Raw genomic sequence first — 17,689 nt, 5'->3', positions numbered from 1 at the left:
ACAGCTAGAGAAACTAGCAAAAAACGGTGAAAAGTTCACAGGTAAAAAGAAGGAGGATGGGGAAGCCCCACCCTCTTTACCTGGTGACATAAAGGAATGGAATATGGGAAAAAGATTAGTTGATCAGAGAAATCGATTTGGCATTCGTAAACTCTCGGTAGGCGTCTGCTCGGTAGTCGTAGCGACTTGTTTTTTAGGAGCTACTACCAGTTACGCAGAGGAACAAGCTGAGAATAGTGAACCGCGTGAAGAACGGGTTGAAACGAGCGATGCAGGAGATCAAGGAAAGGAGGAGAAAACTGTGAACGAGCACCAAGAAGAATCAGAACAGCCCTCAGCAGTTACTAGCGAGAAAGAAAATCGCACAGCCAGCCAAGGGACAGAAGCCACTCAACCAGCCACTTCTCTAGATGAGGAGACTGAGATTGCGGATTACGGACCACTTCCAAGCAAGGCTCAGATGCAATACCACCGCGAAGAACTAGCGGCTTTCATCCACTTTGGGATGAATACTTACTACGATCGTGAGTGGGGAGATGGGCAAGAAGATCCTTATTATTTCTATCCAGAGCATCTGGATACCGATCAGTGGATCAAAACCCTGAAGGATGCAGGCTTTAAACGGACGATCATGGTCGTCAAGCACCACGATGGCTTCCTCTTGTACCCATCCAAATACACTGACCATACCATTGCCAAAAGTGGTTGGAAAGATGGAAAAGGCGATGTTCTAGCCGAGGTTTCTGCTTCTGCCAGCAAGTATGACATGGACATGGGGGTCTATCTCTCACCTTGGGATGCTCACAGCCCTCTCTACCATATGGATACAGAGGACCAATACAATGAATACTACCTCAACCAGCTCAAAGAAATCCTTGAAGATCCTAAATATGGAAACAAAGGCAAGTTCGTAGAAGTCTGGATGGATGGTGCGCGTGGCGATGGGGCTCAAAAGGTCACCTATACCTTTGACAAGTGGTTTGAAGCCATTCGCAAGGCCCAAGGGGATATAGCTATCTTCTCAGCTGAGCCGACCAATGTTCGTTGGATTGGAAATGAAAAGGGGATTGCCGGAGATCCGGTTTGGCAAAAGGTTAATCCAGATAAGATCCGCAACAATCCATCTAATAGCTACCTCAATCACGGGGATCCGGAAGGGAAGCAATACTCAGTGGGAGAAGCCGATGTTTCTATTCGCTCAGGCTGGTTCTACCATGACAACCAAGAGCCTAAGTCCTTGCGCGAATTGATGGACATTTACTTCAAATCGGTCGGCCGTGGCACCCCGCTTCTGCTTAATATTCCACCCAATCAAGACGGAAAATTTGCGGAGGCCGATGTGGCCCGTTTGAAAGAATTCCGCCAGACCTTGGACCAACTCTACAGTGTGAACTATGCGGCAGGAGCTTTGGTAGAAGCTGACTCGACACGGCGCAATCCTCTCTACAAGGCCAGCCATTTGACAGATGGCGATGAAAAGACCAGTTGGGCACCTGCAGATGATGCCAAAACCGGCTCTTTTGTCCTTGATCTTGGAAAAGAGCAACACTTTGATGTGGTAGAGCTCAAAGAAACCATCGAGAAAGGCCAACGGATTTCTGGCTTCACCATTGATGTGGCAGTGAATGGGCAATGGGTTCCTTATGGAGCTGGCTCAACTGTGGGATACCGCCGATTAATCAAAGGGCAACCAGTTGATAGTCGCTATATTCGGGTGTCCATCACTGATGCCCAAGCCACTCCAATCTTGAACGGTGTCTCTGTCTATAAGACACCAGCCAGCATTGAAGAAACCGATGGCTATCCGCTTGGTTTGACTTATCATTCCGACCGGACAGCAGAGCGGTCCAATGGCCAGTGGAATGAAGAGGGAGAAGGCGTTCGAGGCACCTCTATGTGGACCAAAGAAAAGGGAGCTTCGGTGACCTATCAATTTGAAGGCACCAAGGCCTATGTCGTCGCAACTGTCGACCCTGGTCATGGGGAAATGGATGTCTATGTCGATGGCCAAAAGCTAGCGACCGTCAATACCCAAAGTCCAAGCCGCAAACGCAGCCAAAAGGTCTATGAAACATCGGATTTGGCAGCAGGATCTCACACCTTGACCTTGGTCAATAGCAAGGGAGATGCGATCGCAACGGAAGGGATTTATGCCCTCAATAACCAAGAAAAGGGTCTCTTTGAGTTTGCTCAGCCAACCCTAGCTGTTAAAAAAGGCGACCCAGCGCAAGTCGTCGTCAAGAGAAAAGGTGGCTCTAAAGGAAGTGCCAGTCTGAAATTGATCACAGAGCCGGGAACAGGGGTTCATGGTAAGGTCTACAAAGATACCAACGTCACCCTTGAGTTCGCAGATGGAGAGACGGAAAAAACAGTCCAAGTTCCAACCCTTGATTTTGCAGGGAAAGCGACCGATGTCTATGACTTTAAGGTCAAATTGTTGCATCCGGATCAAGGAAGCCTGGTCGGCTTTATTCCAGAACTGACAGTCCAAGTGATGAATGAAGACCAGTTGCCAGAAAATCGCAAAGAAGTGGATGACCAAGATCCAAAACTGCACTATAGCCAAGGCTGGCATCATGAGACAGACAACAAAGACTTCTCAAATGGCACAGAATCTTGGTCCAGCTTTAACCAAGTGACCGATGAGGAAGGCAAGAAACACATTGAAGTGACCATTACCTTTAAGGGCACAGGCGTGGAGGTCCGAGGAGTGGTTGATCCAAGTCATGGTCTCTACAGCGTCACTTTGGATGGGAAAGAAATGGCCTTCGAAGAAGGGCGTGGCCATGATTATGAGATCGACGGCGATCATTATTTCAGTGGCTACGGAGATCAACGCAAGCTCGACCAGAGTTTGGTCAATCTGCAAGGCCTAGCAAAAGGCTACCACCAGCTACGCTTGCATCTGGATCCAGCCCTCAATGACCCTCAGTCATCCAGAGCCATCCAGGTAGATCAATTTATCCTATCAGGGAAAGATAGCCAGTTGCTCAGTCAAGAAGAGCTGCAACAGATCATCAGAGAAGGAGTAGAAAAGATCAAGGCTACTTCTCTCGATCGCTTGAAAGCAGATCTCAAACCGACGGTTCAAGGACAATTGACGGACTTGACTCAGTTGTTGGATCAAGAGCGGCCAGATTTGGTTGCTGCAGCTAATCAAGTCGAAGCCCTTGAAACCATCTTAGAAGATGCTCACAATTATGAACCCCTGACGCAGACACGGCCAGAAGAAGGTATTCGGGATTTGATTCTTGAAAAGCCAGAACTTCTCATCGAAGCGGAGGAGATTCCATTTGAGAGTCAAACACGTGAGAACAAGGACTTGGCCAAGGGCGAAAGCCGGATCCTTCAAGCAGGAAAGGTCGGACGCCGGTTGAAATTGATCGAGGTTCGACAAGAAGAAGGCAAAGAAATTCGGACAGAAGTCGATGCCTTTGTCGAAGTGGAGGCCCAGGACCAGATCACAGAAGTCGGAACGAAGGAAGCGGAAAAAAGTCCGTTGATAGCTGATATGCCGACTCCAACCACTCCTGTCACCCCAAGTAAGGTGCAACCAGAAGTTATGACTCTTTCTCAAGCTGAAGACAAAAAAGAAAAAGGAAGACCTGTTCTCTTGCAACCGAAAACCCCAGAAGCAGTTTCTGTTTTGACTTCAGACCATCCGGAAAAAGAAGTGGTTGAAAGTCCTTCTCTACAATCGGAAGGAAAACTACCTCAAACCGGTACAAAAGAAGGTGGTTTCTTTGCTTGGTTAGGCCTTCTTGGTCTAGGTTTCTTGGGCGGAGGCGCCAAATTCGCTCGTCGCAAAGAGTAGCTCCTTCTTCGCATAAGAGGTTAGTTCTCACTAGCCTCTTTTTTTTGCCTTCTTAAGAGATTCCTATTTCCATAGAGTCTTTGCTTTATTTACAGCCGTAAAAATTGTATAATAGTCAAATAAGGTCAATGATGAGAAGGAACACTCCAAGGCCATTTTTTATGGGCCAAAGAGCAGAGCATCCATCTAGAAAAAAACAAGCCAGAAAGGAGCATCATGGCAAATAAGAACACATCTGATAGCATCGAAGCTTATATTAAGGCCTTGCTGGCTCAAGCTGGCATGGCAGAGCTCAAAAGAAGTGAGTTAGCCGATGTCTTTCAGGTCGTACCCAGTCAGATTAACTATGTCATTAAGACCCGTTTTACCGAGAGTCGAGGCTATATTGTAGAGAGCAAACGCGGTGGGGGTGGCTATATCCGCATTGGCAAGGTCCAGTTTTCAGATCACCATCAGATGCTCCAAGACTTGGCAGCCAATATTGGAGAAACCATCAGCCAGCAGGTCTTCAATGATATCCTCCAGATGCTCTATGAAGAAAAATTATTGACAAGACGTGAAACGCAGCTCTTGCTTGCGACGACCTCCGATGAGGTCCTAGGTCGAGATGTTCTCATCCTACGAGCAACGATGCTGAAAAAAATCATTCAACAAGTAGATAGAAAAGGAAATACCGACTAGATGAACTATTCAACAGCACTGTTAGAAAGTATAGAAGCGGCCCAAATACTAGCAGGCCACTATCAGGGACATACCTTAGATACTTGGCATCTCCTGACGGCTATGGCCAATAATCCCTATAGCGTGGCAGGTTCTGTACTTAACGATTATCCTATGCAGATCGATGAGTTTCAGGATGCGGCGGAGCATATTACAGGCCAAGCTTTTCAAAGCGACAATCGGTATGAAATCTTCCCATTTTCTTATCGGATGGAAGCCATTATGAAGCACGCAAGAGAGATTGCCCAGGTCCTTCATGCCAAGACCTTGGGAACAGAGCATGTGCTCCTCTCTCTTCTAGCAGACCGTGGGACCTTGGCGAGCCAAGTCATGGAGTTTGCCGGCTTTGCCTTTACAGAGCAAGACAAGGGAGTTCCTATTGCCTCCCTTCGCAAGAATTTAGAAGACAAGGCAGGCTGGGACAAGAATGATATCAAAGCCATCCGGAGCCTCTACCGGGCCCAAAACCCTAACCGCCAAACCATGGGAAATATGATGGGCATGCCCCCAAGCACCAGTGGAGGTCTTGAAGATTATACCCGTGATTTGACAGAAATGGCGCGTGCAGGCCAGCTTGAGCCTGTGATCGGCCGGGATGCAGAGATTTCACGCATGATCCAAATCCTCAGCCGCAAGACCAAGAACAATCCTGTATTGGTGGGAGAAGCAGGGGTCGGAAAAACCGCTCTTGCATTAGGTCTGGCTCAGCGTGTCGCTAGTGGCAATGTTCCAGCTGAAATCGCGCAAATGCGTGTTCTTGAATTGGATCTCATGAATGTCGTTGCAGGGACGCGCTTCCGTGGGGACTTCGAAGAACGGATGAACAATATCATCCAGGACATCGAAGAAGACGGTCACGTGATTCTCTTTATCGATGAACTGCATACCATTATGGGGTCAGGATCCGGTATTGATTCGACCTTAGACGCAGCCAATATTCTAAAACCAGCCCTGGCACGGGGAACCTTGCGTACAGTTGGGGCCACGACTCAAGATGAGTACCAAAAGCATATCGAAAAAGATGCAGCCCTTTCTCGGCGTTTTGCGAAAGTCACCATTGAAGAGCCAAGTGTTGCAGATAGCATCCAAATTCTCCAAGGCTTGAAAGAAACTTACCAGGACCACCATCATGTGACCATTACCGATGAAGCGATCGAAACAGCTGTCAAATATGCCCACCGCTATTTGACTAGCCGTCAATTGCCAGATTCAGCCATTGATCTCTTGGATGAAGCGGCAGCTACCGTACAAAACCGCGATTCCAACGGTCACGTAAAAGAAGAGTTGACCGCCTTGGATCGGGCCTTGATGGATGGCAAGTGGAAGAAAGCAGCCCAACTCCTAGAAGTAGAGGCCGCTCCCATTGTCTACAAAAAAGAAGTCACTGACCAAGATGTCTTGGTGACTTTGAGCCAATTATCTGGTATTCCAACTCAAAAACTGACTCAAACCGATGCCAAGAAGTACCTCAACTTAGAAACAGAATTGCACAAGCGCGTGATTGGTCAAGACCAAGCCGTTTCGAGTATCAGTCGGGCTATTCGACGCAATCAATCGGGGATCCGTAGCAATAAACGTCCGATCGGTTCTTTCATGTTCCTAGGACCTACCGGTGTCGGAAAAACAGAGCTAGCCAAAGCTTTGGCAGAAGTTCTGTTTGATGATGAATCGGCCCTCATCCGTTTTGATATGAGTGAGTACATGGAAAAATTCGCGGCCAGCCGCCTCAACGGTGCCCCTCCAGGCTATGTGGGCTACGAAGAAGGAGGCGAGTTGACCGAAAAGGTCCGCAACAAACCTTATTCCGTTCTCTTATTTGATGAGGTGGAAAAAGCCCACCCAGATATTTTCAATGTCCTTTTGCAGGTCTTGGATGACGGAGTCTTAACCGATAGCAAAGGCCGGAAGATTGATTTCTCCAATACCATTATCATCATGACCTCAAATCTGGGAGCAACAGCCCTTCGGGATGATAAGACAGTTGGCTTTGGTGCCAAAGATATTCGCTTTGACCAGGCCAATATGGAAAAACGCATGTTTGAAGAGTTGAAGAAGACCTATCGTCCAGAGTTTATCAACCGGATTGATGAAAAGGTGGTCTTCCATAGTCTCTCAAGCGAGGACATGCAGCAGGTGGTGAAAGTCATGGTCAAACCGCTCATCGCGACCTTGGCCGAACAAGGCATGACCCTCAAATTCCAGCCTTCAGCGCTCAAGTTGCTAGCAACCAAAGGCTACGATCCAGAAATGGGAGCTCGCCCACTGCGTCGTGTCTTGCAGACCGAAGTGGAAGATCAACTAGCAGAGCTATTGCTGAAAGGTCAAGCCCAAGAAGGGCAAACCATCAAGGTTGGAACGACAGCCGGAACGATCAAGTTCGAGATTGTCTAGGAGGACGTCATGACGCTTCAGCGATTAACCCGTATTTCGCTTTTGGCGGCCCTTTGTGTCGCTCTACGTCAGGCTTTTGCCCCTTTCCCAAATGTCCAACCTATTTCTGCTATCTTTTTTCTCTTGGTGATATTTGAAGGGTATAGCTTTGCTTTTCTTGTGATGATGATCACCATGTTTGTCTCTGCCTTTTTCCTGGGGATGAGCTTGATTGTGTTCTTTCAGATTGTCGCCTTTGGCTGTTTGATGCTCATTTGGCGCATCAGTTACAAGTGGTTGCCCTTTGTCCTTCAGATCCTTTTTGTGGGCCTACTGTCCTTTGCTTATGGGGTCTTGATCGATAGTGTTTATGCCTTGATATACCATATTCCTTGGTGGACCTATGCTTTGGTCAATGGTTTTAGTTTTAACCTTGCCCATGCTCTGTCGACGATCATTTTCTATCCCATTATTTATCAAATCTTTAGGAGATTTTATGTTGAAAAAAACCATTTCTAGCTTAATGACCTTACTTGCAGCTCTTCTTTTAGCGAGTTGCGCTTCGTCTCATAGCACAAACCATCAACCAACAGCTTCTAGCACAGAAGTTGCCAAGAAAAACGAAATTTCGATTACAATTAGCGTGACGCCAGAAGGTCAAAAAGCGCAATTGAAAACCTTGAAAGTAGCAGAAGAGAGCAACCTTATGAAAGTGCTCAAAGCCAACTACAAGATTGAAGAAAAAAATGGCATGATCACCTCGATTGACGGTCACAGCCAAGACGAAGCCAAAGGTCTTTACTGGATGTACAAGATCAATGGCGAGATGGCTCCAAAAGGTGCTGCTGAAACCACCGTTAAAAAAGGGGATAAGATCGAATTCTATCAAGAAGTGTATAAATAAGAAAAGCTGGACAGTTTGTCCGGCTTCAGATTATAGATAAAGTTATCTTAGAAACTTTCCTTAGGTGAGTACGGACGTCAGCGAACTTCGAAGAAGTTCCATGACTTAGTTTTGGACCTAAGGTTCCAAAACTACCGAGTGCTAGAAACAATAGTGTTTCTAGCACTTTTCTCACATCGGAAAGTTTCAGTAGATAATTGAGTAACCCTAACGAATAAAATAATTTTATCTTTATAGAAAGTATTAGATTTGTATAAAAGAACAGTGTGTCCGGCTTTTTTCTACTATGGCTTAGTAACTTATTTAAAACTTCTTTCAAATTAGAAAAATATTTGAGAAACTATTGACACCCTCATATAACAGTGTTACAATAATGTTACAAAATATTACAAATGTTACAAAAGAGGTTCTGTTATGAAAAACAAAAAAATCATTTCCCTAGCAGCGCTAGCTCTTACAGCTAGTCTTTTCCTAGGAGCTTGTGGTGGGAATAAAGAAGAAAAAACTTCAGAAGCAAGTAGTTCAAAGACCAGTCAGGTTAAACAAACAAGTTCTTCTTCTAAGAAAAAAGTGATCACTAGTAAAGATCCGATTGTCTCTTCATCCTCTGATAGCAAATCAGAAGAAAGTCATACCGTTGGTAGCAAAAATAACCAAGCTGCAGCTAGTCAAACACCAGCTCCAGCTAAAGAAGCGACACCAGCAGCACCCGTAACAAAAGAAACAAAAGAAGTAGCCACTCCAGCAACACCAGCAAAAGCAAAATTGCCAAGTCTAGAAGACGGTCATGCCCATGCTAAGAAGCAAGCTTCTGCTACTGAGAATGCCCAATACAAGGGAGTCTATTCTGTAGCAGCAGGGGATTTCTCTGCAGCAGCTGGGAATTGGTCTGACAAACGCGACACTGGAGTCACTATTGGCCAAGGTGGTCAAGTGACCATCCAACTTCCTGGGGGCCAACCCGTAGCCTATGGTATCAGCGCTTATAACTATACCTTGGATGATGGTCATTACCATGCTAATCTCTCAGCAGGCGATGGGTCTGCGGCGACTCTAGATATCGTAGTTGGAAAAGATGGCTCTGTATCTAGTGTGACGGTTCTTAAAGACGGTGTCAGCCACTCCCTCACTCGTGAATAAAATTCGAAAGATTTGAAAAGAAAATCTTATCTTTTCAAATCTTTTTTTGCTGTTTTGAAGAAAAATATATTTTTTTATAAAAAGGTGTTGACATCCAGAAAATATAGTTTATAATAAAAACATAAAGAAAATCTATTTATAAAAAAATATAAAAAGGAGTTCATATGAAAAAAGAAAGAATTGCCCTGGTATTTGGAACCTTTGCTCCTCTTCATCAAGGGCATATTGACCTGATCCAACGGGCCAAGCGTCAGTGTGATCGTGTTCGTGTCATCGTATCTGGTTATGAAGGGGACCGTGGCGAAGAAGTGGGCTTGACCTTACAAAAACGCTTCCGCTATATCCGTGAAGCCTTCTCAGATGATGAATTGACCCAAGTCTATAAGCTAGATGAGACAGAACTTCCTCGTTATCCCTTGGGTTGGGAACCTTGGTTACAAACAGCCCTTGATACCATCCAGTATCGAACAGAGACAGAAGAGTTGATCTTTTATGTGGGGGAGAAAGCCTACAAGGAAGAGTTGGAAGCGAGAGGGTTTGAAGTCCACTTAGAGGAACGTCGCTTTGGAATCTCTGCTACCATGATCCGGGAAAATCCAAGCAAATACTGGAAATACATCGCCCAGCCCTTCCGTCGTCAGTTCACAAAAAAAGTCTTGATCATGGGGAGCGCCAGCAACGGGAAAACGACCCTTGCAAAGGATTTAGCCCGCTTTTACGATGCACCTGTTAGTCTTGAGTATGCCCGTGAATACCAGATCAAGAACAATGTTCGGGATGATGAACTCACACCAAAAGATTACTATTACCTCCTCTTAGGACAGTATGATCAAACCTCTAAGCTCATCGATAGTAGTGCCAATCGAGGCCTGGTCATCGCAGATACCAATTCCCTGGTGACCAAAGGTTACTACGACTATTACATGGAAGTCGAAGGCCAGGATACCAGCATGACCGATACCTTTGACAACCTATTTGTTAGTATTTTGTCTAAAGAAAAATGGGATTTGATCCTCTTTGTTCAGCCGATCGGCTCTTATGTCAATGATGGTTTCCGAGACATGACCATGGCTGATGAAGAGATCCGCACCAGCTTTTCAAATTACCTAGACCAATTGCGCCAGCAATACCTAGGAAACATTCCGACCACTTTCCTCGCATCAGACTACCTCGGCAACTATGAAGAAGCCAAGAAGGTTATTGATGCCATCTACCAAGCCGACTAAGGAGCAGCTTATGAATCATCTAATGAAGAACCTCACTGAAAAATTCACAACCTTTATCCAAGACTTTACAAATGTCCACCGAGAAGCGAAAAAGCAAGGCTTTGTCAATATTATGAAACTCCTCTGGAAGGACCTTTTTATGGGACGGACAGCTTTTCAATGGATCTATCTCCTTCTTCTTTCTAGCGTTCCTTTTGTATTAGAGTTCATGACTCAAATACAATATTTCATCAAGGTCCTTTTCCATTCTAATGGTTCTTTTTCTATAGATTGGACAAATTTAATAGGACAACATGATTGGCTGGGATTGTTTGCCTCTTGGACAGGAATTGTCTGTGTCATTCTTGTTGCAGAAGGGCGAGCTAGCAACTACCTTTTTGGAGCAGTAAATTCAGCCATCTACCTCGTTTTAGCCCTCAATAAAAACTTCTATGGGGAAGTCCTGACAACTCTTTATTTCTTCATCATGCAACCGATCGGTCTCTATGTCTGGCTCTCCAATCGGATCAACGATCAAGGAAAGGTCGAAGAATCTCATTTTGAAGCCAAGAAATTGACCTTGATCGAGTGGATGCGCTACTTGGCCTTGAGTGCCGTGATCTGGATTGGTATGGGCTTTGCTTATCAGAGCATCCATAGTGCTCGTCCTTTCCGTGATAGTATCACCGATGCGACCAATGGGGTCGGCCAGCTCCTCATGACCCGCCTTTATCGGGAACAATGGATCTTCTGGATTGCGACCAACGTCTTTAGTATCTACCTCTGGTGGGATCAGAGTATTCAAATTCAAGGGATGTACTGGGTCTACACGCTGAATAGTCTAGTGGGCTGGTACCAATGGACCAAAGCCCTCAAGAAGGAGGTGGCCTAAATGACCAATCTCTTGATTCCAGCAGGAATGACGGAGAAAGAGTATTTTGAGACGGTCGCAAGTGAAGCAGACTTTCTCAAGTGGTACAAGGAGCAAGACCTGCCAACTTATGAAACTCCAAGTGTCACAGCGGACATGGTGGCTTATTGTTTTGTTGAAGGCCAGCTCAAGCTTTTAGCCATTCGCCGCAAGGCCCACCCGTATCAACACCGCCTAGCCTTGGTGGGGGGCTTTGTGAACAAGGATGAAGATGCAACCCATGCTTGTATCCGAGAGGTCAAAGAAGAAGTCGGGCTTGATCTTCCAGTTAATAAGGTGGAGCAGCTCATGACGGTTTCCACCCCTGGGCGGGACCCCAGGGGCTGGGTCATTACCATCGCTCATCTGGTCTATCTGCCAGCAGAAGCAGTGGAGCTAGCCCATGCAGGAGATGATGCCAAGGAAGTTGTTTTTCTCGATGTCGATTTCAAGAAGTCCCAGTGTTTGTTAGAGGGGAAAGCCTTAGTTGCTTCTGATTTTGCCTTTGACCACTATCAAATCGTCCAAGAGTCGATCAAGCGGATTCAGGGGCGTTTGGACTGGAACCCAACCTTCCTCTATCTGTTAGAGGAGCCCTTTACCGTTTATGAAGCAACCGAATTGGTCAATCTGATCAATCCAGGACGCCCCATCGTTAGCAATAACTTCCTCGTGAAGTTCGGAGAATTCGTGGAAGAAGTGGGTGTCAAGCGGGTTCCTAAGAAAAAACCACGGAAGACCTATCGCCTAAAACAGTAGATCGAGCGAGATGAATTCTATCAGCCCTTAGTTACGATTAGTAACTAAGGGCTTTTTTGATTTTTCCTGCTCCACTTGTGTGCAAAGTGGTATAATAAAAATAATTGAAATCAAAAGGGATACGACTATGGAAGAAAAAATCATCTTACCACAAAATACACGACTGATGGGGGCTCTGCTTGGTTTTATCGGCGGGGGCCTTGATGTTTTTTGCCACATGCACTACCGGAGTTTGGTCGCGACCCAAACTGGGAACCTCCTGCTTCTCATCGCTGATTGGCACGATCCCCGCGTCGAAAATACCATCATGCGTTTTTCATCTATTTTATTCTTTTCCATCGGCTTTGTGGTTGCCCTCCATATCAAAGAATATCGCAAGACAGCCTTTTGGCGAACCAAGATGTTGATTCCTTTGTTTGTGGTGACACTCCTGATTCCCTTAGTGTCTGTCATACCACCTGTAGAAGTTCCCTTTATAGCTTTTGGGACGGGAATGATGATGTTGACCTTTACAGGGAGCTTGATCGAAAATCACCCTTATGTGATCTTTATGACTTCCGGAAATTATCGCAAGATGCTGACGGCCTTGTACCGAATCGCTCGAGGTGAAGGAGATTTGGTCGAGTATCGGCGTCAGGCCATGAACTACGGGATTGTCGTTGGAAGTTTTGTCGCGGGAGCTATTAGCGTGGCCATCCTCATGCATTTCATCCACCAATGGTCCATCTGGCTGATCACAGCTAACCTCTTTTTGATCATGACTTACTACACCGCTAGAGTCAAACAACTCGGCTTACAGACAGATAATCTATAATAGGACCTCACATGAGATCCTATATAGATTGTAGACAAATTGTTTTTAATATTAAGCAATCTAGGTGATGCAAAAAAATTAAACTGATATATACTATTAGGATTGTTCAAATATACACTGAAACTTTCCGCCGTGAGAAAAGTGTCTGAAACACAATTGTTTCAGACACTCGGGAGTTTTGAGACCTTAGGCTCAAAACTAAGTCATGGAACTTCTTCGAAGTTCGCTGACGTCCGTACTCACCTGAGGAAAGTTTCTAAGATGACTTTGTCATAATTCTAAACAGGACCTCATGTGAGGTCCTGCTTTTATTATTTCTATGCGTTTAATTGTAAGAGTTCTTCAATCTCTGCCAGGGTGCTTGCTTGGGAGATGGCTCCACGGAGTTTTGCTGCACCTGAGGTACCACGAAGGTAGTGAGGGGCAAGGCCACGGAATTCACGAACGGCAATGTGCTCACCTTTGAGATCGATCAAGCGTTTCAAATGTTCGTAAGCAATCTTCATCTTGTCTTCAAAGGTCAAATCAGGCAGGATTTCTCCTGTTTCAAAGTAGTGATTGATTTGGTTGAAGAGATAAGGATTGCCCATAGCAGCGCGACCAATCATGACCGCATCAGCACCGACTTCTTCGATCCGTTGTTTGGCGTCTTGAACCGTACGGATATCTCCGTTTGCGATAAATGGAATCTTAGTTAGGGCCTGTGCAACCTTGTGAAGGGTCTCAAGATCCGCATGCCCCGTATACATTTGCTCCCGAGTCCGTCCATGCATGGCAAGGGCAGAGACACCTGCAGCTTCAGCAGCGAGCGCATTTTCAACTGCTAGAGAAGGATCTGACCAACCCGTCCGCATTTTTACAGTGAGGGGGATATCAAGGACGGATTGAACCTTATTGATGATGGAGTAAATCTTGTCTGGGTCCTTGAGCCACATGGCACCAGCCTCGTTCTTGACGATTTTATTCACCGGGCAACCCATGTTGATATCGACGATATCAGTCTTGGTATTTTCTTGGATAAATTCAGCTGCGCGTGCGAGGCTATCTTCGTCACTTCCAAAGAGTTGGATCGATACAGGATTTTCTCCTTCATCGATATGGAGCATGTGAAGCGTCTTTTCATTGTTGTATTGGATTCCCTTGTCAGAGACCATTTCCATCACAACGAGCCCTGCCCCCAGTTCTTTGGCAATGGTCCGGAAAGCTGAGTTGGTCACTCCGGCCATTGGGGCTAGGACGGTACGGTTAGGGATTTCGACATTCCCGATCATAAATGGCGTATTAAGATTTGTCACGAATGAGTTCCTCCAAGTCATTTTCGTCAAAGTGGTAGTGTGTTTGGCAGAATTGGCAGGTAATCTCTGCACCGTGATCTTCATCTTTCATCTCTTTTAGATCACTAGCTGGCAGACTTGCTAAAGCATTCAAGAAACGCTCACGGCTGCAGTCGCACTGGAAGCGAAGTTCTTCTTCAGAGAGGCGTTTGAAAGGTTCATCTCCATAGATAGCGGCAAGAAGAGCTTCAATATGGTCTTCAGATTCCAAAAGTGTGGAGATAGCAGGCATTTCTTGGATGCGTTTTTCAAAGCGCGCGATTTCTTCTTCCTTGGCATTTGGCAAGACTTGAAGCAAGAAGCCACCCGCCACTTTAACCTTGTCTTCGTCATCCAAAAGGACATTGAGTCCAACTGCAGAAGGTGTTTGTTGGCTTTCCGTCAGATAAAAGGCCAGGTCTTCTCCGATTTCACCGGTGACAAGAGGGGTCATGGAGTTATAAGGATTTCCCGTACCATAGTCAGTGATGACCAGGAATTCTCCGTTTCCGACAAATGGTCCCACCAGGACTTCACCAGTTGCCGTCTTCTTGATATCCACTCCAGGATTTTGCACGTAGCCTTTAACATTTCCCTTGGTATCTGCCACGGTGATGATGGCTCCGAGTGAGCTAGTTCCAAGGACTTTGACCGTGATTTTAGTATCTCCTTTCTCGTTTGCCGCCAAGATTTGACTGGCAATGAGGGTATGGCCAAGTGCGACCGTGGAGCTAGCTTGTGTATGATGTTTTTCTTGGGCTTTTCGTACGGTTTCTGTACTGTCTAGTACATAGGCACGAAAAGCGCCACTTTCTGAGATAGTTTTAATAATTTTGTCCATACCTACTATTTTAGCACAAATCAAGCAAAGTGGGGACAAGGAGAATTCTGAAAATCAGTCGTTTAAGAAGAAGGGCAAGAAGAAAAGAAAATTCCGAACGTTATTTCTAGAAAGAAGCAATTTCCAAGTAAAAGACGAGTTTCATAGAGAAGTTGGTTTAAAAAAGAAGGAGAAAAATAAACGATAGCCGAGTGGTTCTTGAAAAAACATCAAAAATTTCTTATAATAGAGTGTAAGACAAACTTGCAGGTGAGACTCCTGCCCCTAGTTTGAAGAAAGGCATAGATAGGGAACTATCTATGGTATATGAAAAAGAATTATGACATCAGTTGTTGTAGTAGGAACCCAATGGGGTGATGAAGGAAAAGGGAAGATTACAGACTTCCTATCAGCCAATGCAGAAGTCATTGCTCGCTATCAAGGTGGGGACAATGCCGGACACACCATCGTAATCGACGGCAAAAAGTTCAAGTTGCACTTGATTCCTTCTGGTATCTTCTTCCCTGAAAAGATCTCTGTCATCGGAAACGGCGTGGTGGTCAATCCTAAATCATTGGTCAAAGAGTTGGCTTATCTCCATGAAGAAGGTGTGACAACGGACAGTTTGCGCATTTCAGACCGTGCCCATGTCATCCTTCCTTACCATATCGAATTGGACCGTCTCCAAGAAGAGTCTAAAGGCGACAACAAAATCGGAACGACCATCAAAGGGATTGGACCAGCCTACATGGACAAGGCTGCGCGTGTGGGAATCCGGATCGCGGACCTTTTGGACCGCGACGTCTTTGCGGAACGTCTTCGTATCAACTTGGAAGAAAAGAACCGTCAATTTACCAAACTCTATGATGCAGAGGCTCTGTCATTTGACGATATCTTCGAAGAATACTATGAATATGGTCAACAAATCAAGCAATATGTAACCGATACTTCTGTTATCTTGAACGATGCTTTGGATAACGGCAAGCGCGTGCTCTTTGAAGGAGCCCAAGGGGTTATGTTGGATATCGACCAAGGAACCTATCCATTTGTAACCTCTTCAAACCCAGTCGCAGGTGGGGTGACCATCGGATCAGGTGTCGGCCCAAGCAAGATCGACAAGGTTGTCGGTGTATGTAAAGCCTACACTAGCCGTGTTGGTGATGGCCCATTCCCTACGGAACTCTTCGATGAAGTGGGTGATCGGATCCGTGAAGTCGGCCATGAGTATGGGACAACAACCGGTCGTCCTCGTCGTGTTGGTTGGTTTGACTCAGTTGTCATGCGCCATAGCCGTCGCGTGTCAGGAATTACCAACCTTAGCTTGAACTCGATCGACGTTCTGTCCGGCTTGGATACAGTGAAAATCTGTGTAGCCTACGACTTGGATGGGGAACGCATCGACCACTACCCAGCAAGCTTGGAGCAACTCAAACGTTGCAAACCAATCTATGAAGAATTACCAGGCTGGTCAGAAGACATCACAGGTGTCCGCCACTTGGATGAGCTTCCAGAAAATGCCCGCAACTATGTCCGCCGTGTCGGTGAATTAGTTGGTGTGCGCATTTCAACCTTCTCAGTCGGACCAGATCGTGACCAAACCAATATCCTTGAAAGTGTGTGGTCTAGTTTATAAGCAAATGAAGATAAGAGAGTGGGACAGAAATCGGTCATTCGTTAGAATTCGATTTCATCGTCCCACCTCCGCACAGTTGAGTAGGGCTGTAAAAGCTGATGAAATCAGCGTAGTAGAGCCCACTCAACCACTGCGTCTTGCTCGACAATCCAAAGACAATTGAGAGGCTAGGACTTTTGTCCCAGCCTCTTTTTGAAAGCAGAAAGAGGAAAAAATGTATCAAACGATTTTATTTGACCTAGACGGCACCTTGACCAATTCAGAACTAGGGATTACCAACTCGGTGGCCTATGCCTTAGGAAAATATGGGATTCAAGTGCCAGACAAGAAAGCATTGAGAGTTTTCATCGGTCCGCCCTTGCAGGAGTCTTTTGAGCGCTTTTATGGATTTTCTAAGGAAGAATGTTTAAAGGCCATTGACTACTATCATGAGTATTTTTCCGAAAAAGGCCTTTATGAAAATGAGGTCTATCTAGGCGTTCCTGACTTGCTGGCTTCTCTCAAGCAGGCTGGCAAACAGTTGATTGTAGCTACGTCAAAGCCTGAAGAATTTTCCATTCAAATTCTCAAACACTTTGGTTTGTATGATTATTTTGACTTTGTCGCTGGTGCGACCATGGATAGAAAACGTAGTAAAAAAAGCGATGTTATCCAGTATGCCTTGGAGCAAAATGGGATTACAGATTTGGCGCATACCATCATGATTGGAGACAGGGAGCACGATGTGCTTGGCGCTCAAGCGCAAAAGCTTGATTCTATCGGTGTCCTTTATGGCTTTGGAAGCAGGGAAGAATTGGAAGAAGCCGGCGCCACCTATATTGCTCAAGAAGTTGGCGAAATTGCAGCTTTTATAGGATAACCTTTTCCAAAATATTAAAAGTTGGAACTTTTCTAATCTGCTGAATATTGCTTGATTCAATATTTCTATCGGTGTATACTTACTGTAGGTTAAGTCACACAGATTAAGAGGTGATAATATGAATTTGTCACGATATATATTAAAATATAGTACTGATGATGGTACGTTGTATTTTAATACTAAAACCAATCATTCATTTTTTCTTACGAATGAATTGAATAGAGTAGTCGACAGCAATGATGTGATTAGGAAAGAGTTTCATGCTTATCTTGATAAAAATAAATATTTAAGTGAGGGTGAGTATGAGGTCGAAAAGTATCTATCTAAAATAAGCGATACAGATGCTGAATTATTGGAACTAACAATTTTGACACATGGAGATTGTAATTTTCGGTGAAGGTTAAAGTGAATAACAAATTCGATGACAA

The 17,689-nt window shown here is 45.3% G+C and carries 15 protein-coding genes; 13 read left to right on the top strand and 2 right to left on the bottom strand.

Annotated elements, in window-relative coordinates; genetic code table 11:
- The first annotated feature begins 103 nt into the window (after positions 1-103).
- The 10 genes from K1I56_RS05445 to K1I56_RS05400 all read left to right on the top strand — a co-directional run bounded on the left by K1I56_RS05445 (position 104) and on the right by K1I56_RS05400 (position 12,636).
- The gene (locus K1I56_RS05445; RefSeq protein WP_223325476.1) at positions 104-3,814 is read left to right on the top strand and encodes an alpha-L-fucosidase; all 3,711 of its coding nucleotides are present in this window, start codon (positions 104-106) and stop codon (positions 3,812-3,814) included.
- Between the two features lie 216 nt (positions 3,815-4,030).
- On the top strand, positions 4,031-4,495 hold the full coding sequence (locus K1I56_RS05440) for a CtsR family transcriptional regulator (RefSeq protein ID WP_021154058.1): 465 nt from the start codon (positions 4,031-4,033) through the stop codon (positions 4,493-4,495).
- Positions 4,496-6,925, top strand: a complete 2,430-nt coding sequence (locus K1I56_RS05435; protein ID WP_031576752.1) for an ATP-dependent Clp protease ATP-binding subunit — start codon at positions 4,496-4,498, stop codon at positions 6,923-6,925.
- A 9-nt stretch (positions 6,926-6,934) separates the two neighbouring features.
- On the top strand, positions 6,935-7,423 hold the full coding sequence (locus tag K1I56_RS05430) for a hypothetical protein (RefSeq protein WP_003002175.1): 489 nt from the start codon (positions 6,935-6,937) through the stop codon (positions 7,421-7,423).
- Positions 7,401-7,808: a DUF4430 domain-containing protein gene (locus K1I56_RS05425; protein ID WP_049472685.1), complete on the top strand. Its 408-nt coding sequence runs from the start codon at positions 7,401-7,403 to the stop codon at positions 7,806-7,808. The genes K1I56_RS05430 and K1I56_RS05425 overlap by 23 nt, the downstream gene beginning before the upstream one ends.
- Positions 7,809-8,222: 414 nt before the next feature.
- Positions 8,223-8,948 (top strand): hypothetical protein, encoded by a 726-nt coding sequence (locus tag K1I56_RS05420; protein WP_049472684.1) that lies wholly within the window; start codon positions 8,223-8,225, stop codon positions 8,946-8,948.
- Between the two features lie 164 nt (positions 8,949-9,112).
- The gene (locus K1I56_RS05415) at positions 9,113-10,174 is read left to right on the top strand and encodes an AAA family ATPase (RefSeq protein WP_223325475.1); all 1,062 of its coding nucleotides are present in this window, start codon (positions 9,113-9,115) and stop codon (positions 10,172-10,174) included.
- Between the two features lie 22 nt (positions 10,175-10,196).
- Complete coding sequence (pnuC, locus tag K1I56_RS05410) at positions 10,197-11,045, top strand: nicotinamide riboside transporter PnuC (protein ID WP_223325489.1); 849 nt, start codon at positions 10,197-10,199, stop codon at positions 11,043-11,045.
- Entirely contained in the window at positions 11,046-11,822 is a 777-nt protein-coding gene (locus K1I56_RS05405) for an NUDIX domain-containing protein (RefSeq protein ID WP_223325474.1), read from the top strand.
- Positions 11,823-11,949: 127 nt separating this feature from the next.
- A complete protein-coding gene (locus tag K1I56_RS05400) occupies positions 11,950-12,636 on the top strand; it encodes a YoaK family protein (RefSeq protein ID WP_223325473.1) in 687 nt (228 codons plus the stop codon).
- A 317-nt stretch (positions 12,637-12,953) separates the two neighbouring features.
- Here the strand turns inward: K1I56_RS05400 and dusB are convergent, their stop codons facing one another.
- Complete coding sequence (gene dusB / locus K1I56_RS05395) at positions 12,954-13,931, bottom strand: tRNA dihydrouridine synthase DusB (protein ID WP_223325472.1); 978 nt, start codon at positions 13,929-13,931, stop codon at positions 12,954-12,956.
- Positions 13,918-14,790: an Hsp33 family molecular chaperone HslO gene (hslO, locus tag K1I56_RS05390; RefSeq protein WP_223325471.1), complete on the bottom strand. Its 873-nt coding sequence runs from the start codon at positions 14,788-14,790 to the stop codon at positions 13,918-13,920. Before hslO ends, dusB begins: the two co-directional genes overlap by 14 nt.
- A gap of 319 nt (positions 14,791-15,109) precedes the next feature.
- Here hslO and K1I56_RS05385 point away from each other — a divergent pair, with 319 nt between their 5' ends.
- The 3 genes from K1I56_RS05385 (at position 15,110) to K1I56_RS05375 (ending at position 17,658) form a co-directional block, all read left to right on the top strand.
- On the top strand, positions 15,110-16,402 hold the full coding sequence (locus K1I56_RS05385) for an adenylosuccinate synthase (RefSeq protein WP_003014816.1): 1,293 nt from the start codon (positions 15,110-15,112) through the stop codon (positions 16,400-16,402).
- A 214-nt stretch (positions 16,403-16,616) separates the two neighbouring features.
- Positions 16,617-17,261 (top strand): HAD family hydrolase, encoded by a 645-nt coding sequence (locus K1I56_RS05380; protein WP_003002091.1) that lies wholly within the window; start codon positions 16,617-16,619, stop codon positions 17,259-17,261.
- 118 nt (positions 17,262-17,379) lie between these two features.
- Entirely contained in the window at positions 17,380-17,658 is a 279-nt protein-coding gene (locus K1I56_RS05375; protein WP_003009004.1) for a hypothetical protein, read from the top strand.
- The last annotated feature ends 31 nt before the right edge of the window (positions 17,659-17,689 follow it).

It is taken from the genome of Streptococcus parasanguinis, assembly GCF_019929185.1.
GTDB lineage: Bacteria > Bacillota > Bacilli > Lactobacillales > Streptococcaceae > Streptococcus > Streptococcus parasanguinis_O.
Note: the sequence above shows the minus strand (reverse complement) of the source record. Positions and strands in the feature narration are given on the sequence as shown.

Excerpts from the sequence above, each read along its gene's own strand:
- K1I56_RS05400 (WP_223325473.1), top strand. The coding sequence starts at position 11,950 with ATGGAAGAAAAAATCATCTTACCACAAAATACACGACTGATGGGGGCT.
- K1I56_RS05425 (WP_049472685.1), top strand. The coding sequence starts at position 7,401 with ATGTTGAAAAAAACCATTTCTAGCTTAATGACCTTACTTGCAGCTCTT.
- K1I56_RS05385 (WP_003014816.1), top strand. The coding sequence starts at position 15,110 with ATGACATCAGTTGTTGTAGTAGGAACCCAATGGGGTGATGAAGGAAAA.
- K1I56_RS05430 (WP_003002175.1), top strand. The coding sequence starts at position 6,935 with ATGACGCTTCAGCGATTAACCCGTATTTCGCTTTTGGCGGCCCTTTGT.
- K1I56_RS05415 (WP_223325475.1), top strand. The coding sequence starts at position 9,113 with ATGAAAAAAGAAAGAATTGCCCTGGTATTTGGAACCTTTGCTCCTCTT.
- K1I56_RS05440 (WP_021154058.1), top strand. The coding sequence starts at position 4,031 with ATGGCAAATAAGAACACATCTGATAGCATCGAAGCTTATATTAAGGCC.
- K1I56_RS05420 (WP_049472684.1), top strand. The coding sequence starts at position 8,223 with ATGAAAAACAAAAAAATCATTTCCCTAGCAGCGCTAGCTCTTACAGCT.
- pnuC (WP_223325489.1), top strand. The coding sequence starts at position 10,197 with ATGAAGAACCTCACTGAAAAATTCACAACCTTTATCCAAGACTTTACA.
- K1I56_RS05445 (WP_223325476.1), top strand. The coding sequence starts at position 104 with ATGGGAAAAAGATTAGTTGATCAGAGAAATCGATTTGGCATTCGTAAA.
- K1I56_RS05375 (WP_003009004.1), top strand. The coding sequence starts at position 17,380 with ATGAATTTGTCACGATATATATTAAAATATAGTACTGATGATGGTACG.
- K1I56_RS05380 (WP_003002091.1), top strand. The coding sequence starts at position 16,617 with ATGTATCAAACGATTTTATTTGACCTAGACGGCACCTTGACCAATTCA.
- K1I56_RS05435 (WP_031576752.1), top strand. The coding sequence starts at position 4,496 with ATGAACTATTCAACAGCACTGTTAGAAAGTATAGAAGCGGCCCAAATA.
- K1I56_RS05405 (WP_223325474.1), top strand. The coding sequence starts at position 11,046 with ATGACCAATCTCTTGATTCCAGCAGGAATGACGGAGAAAGAGTATTTT.
- hslO (WP_223325471.1), bottom strand. The coding sequence starts at position 14,790 with ATGGACAAAATTATTAAAACTATCTCAGAAAGTGGCGCTTTTCGTGCC.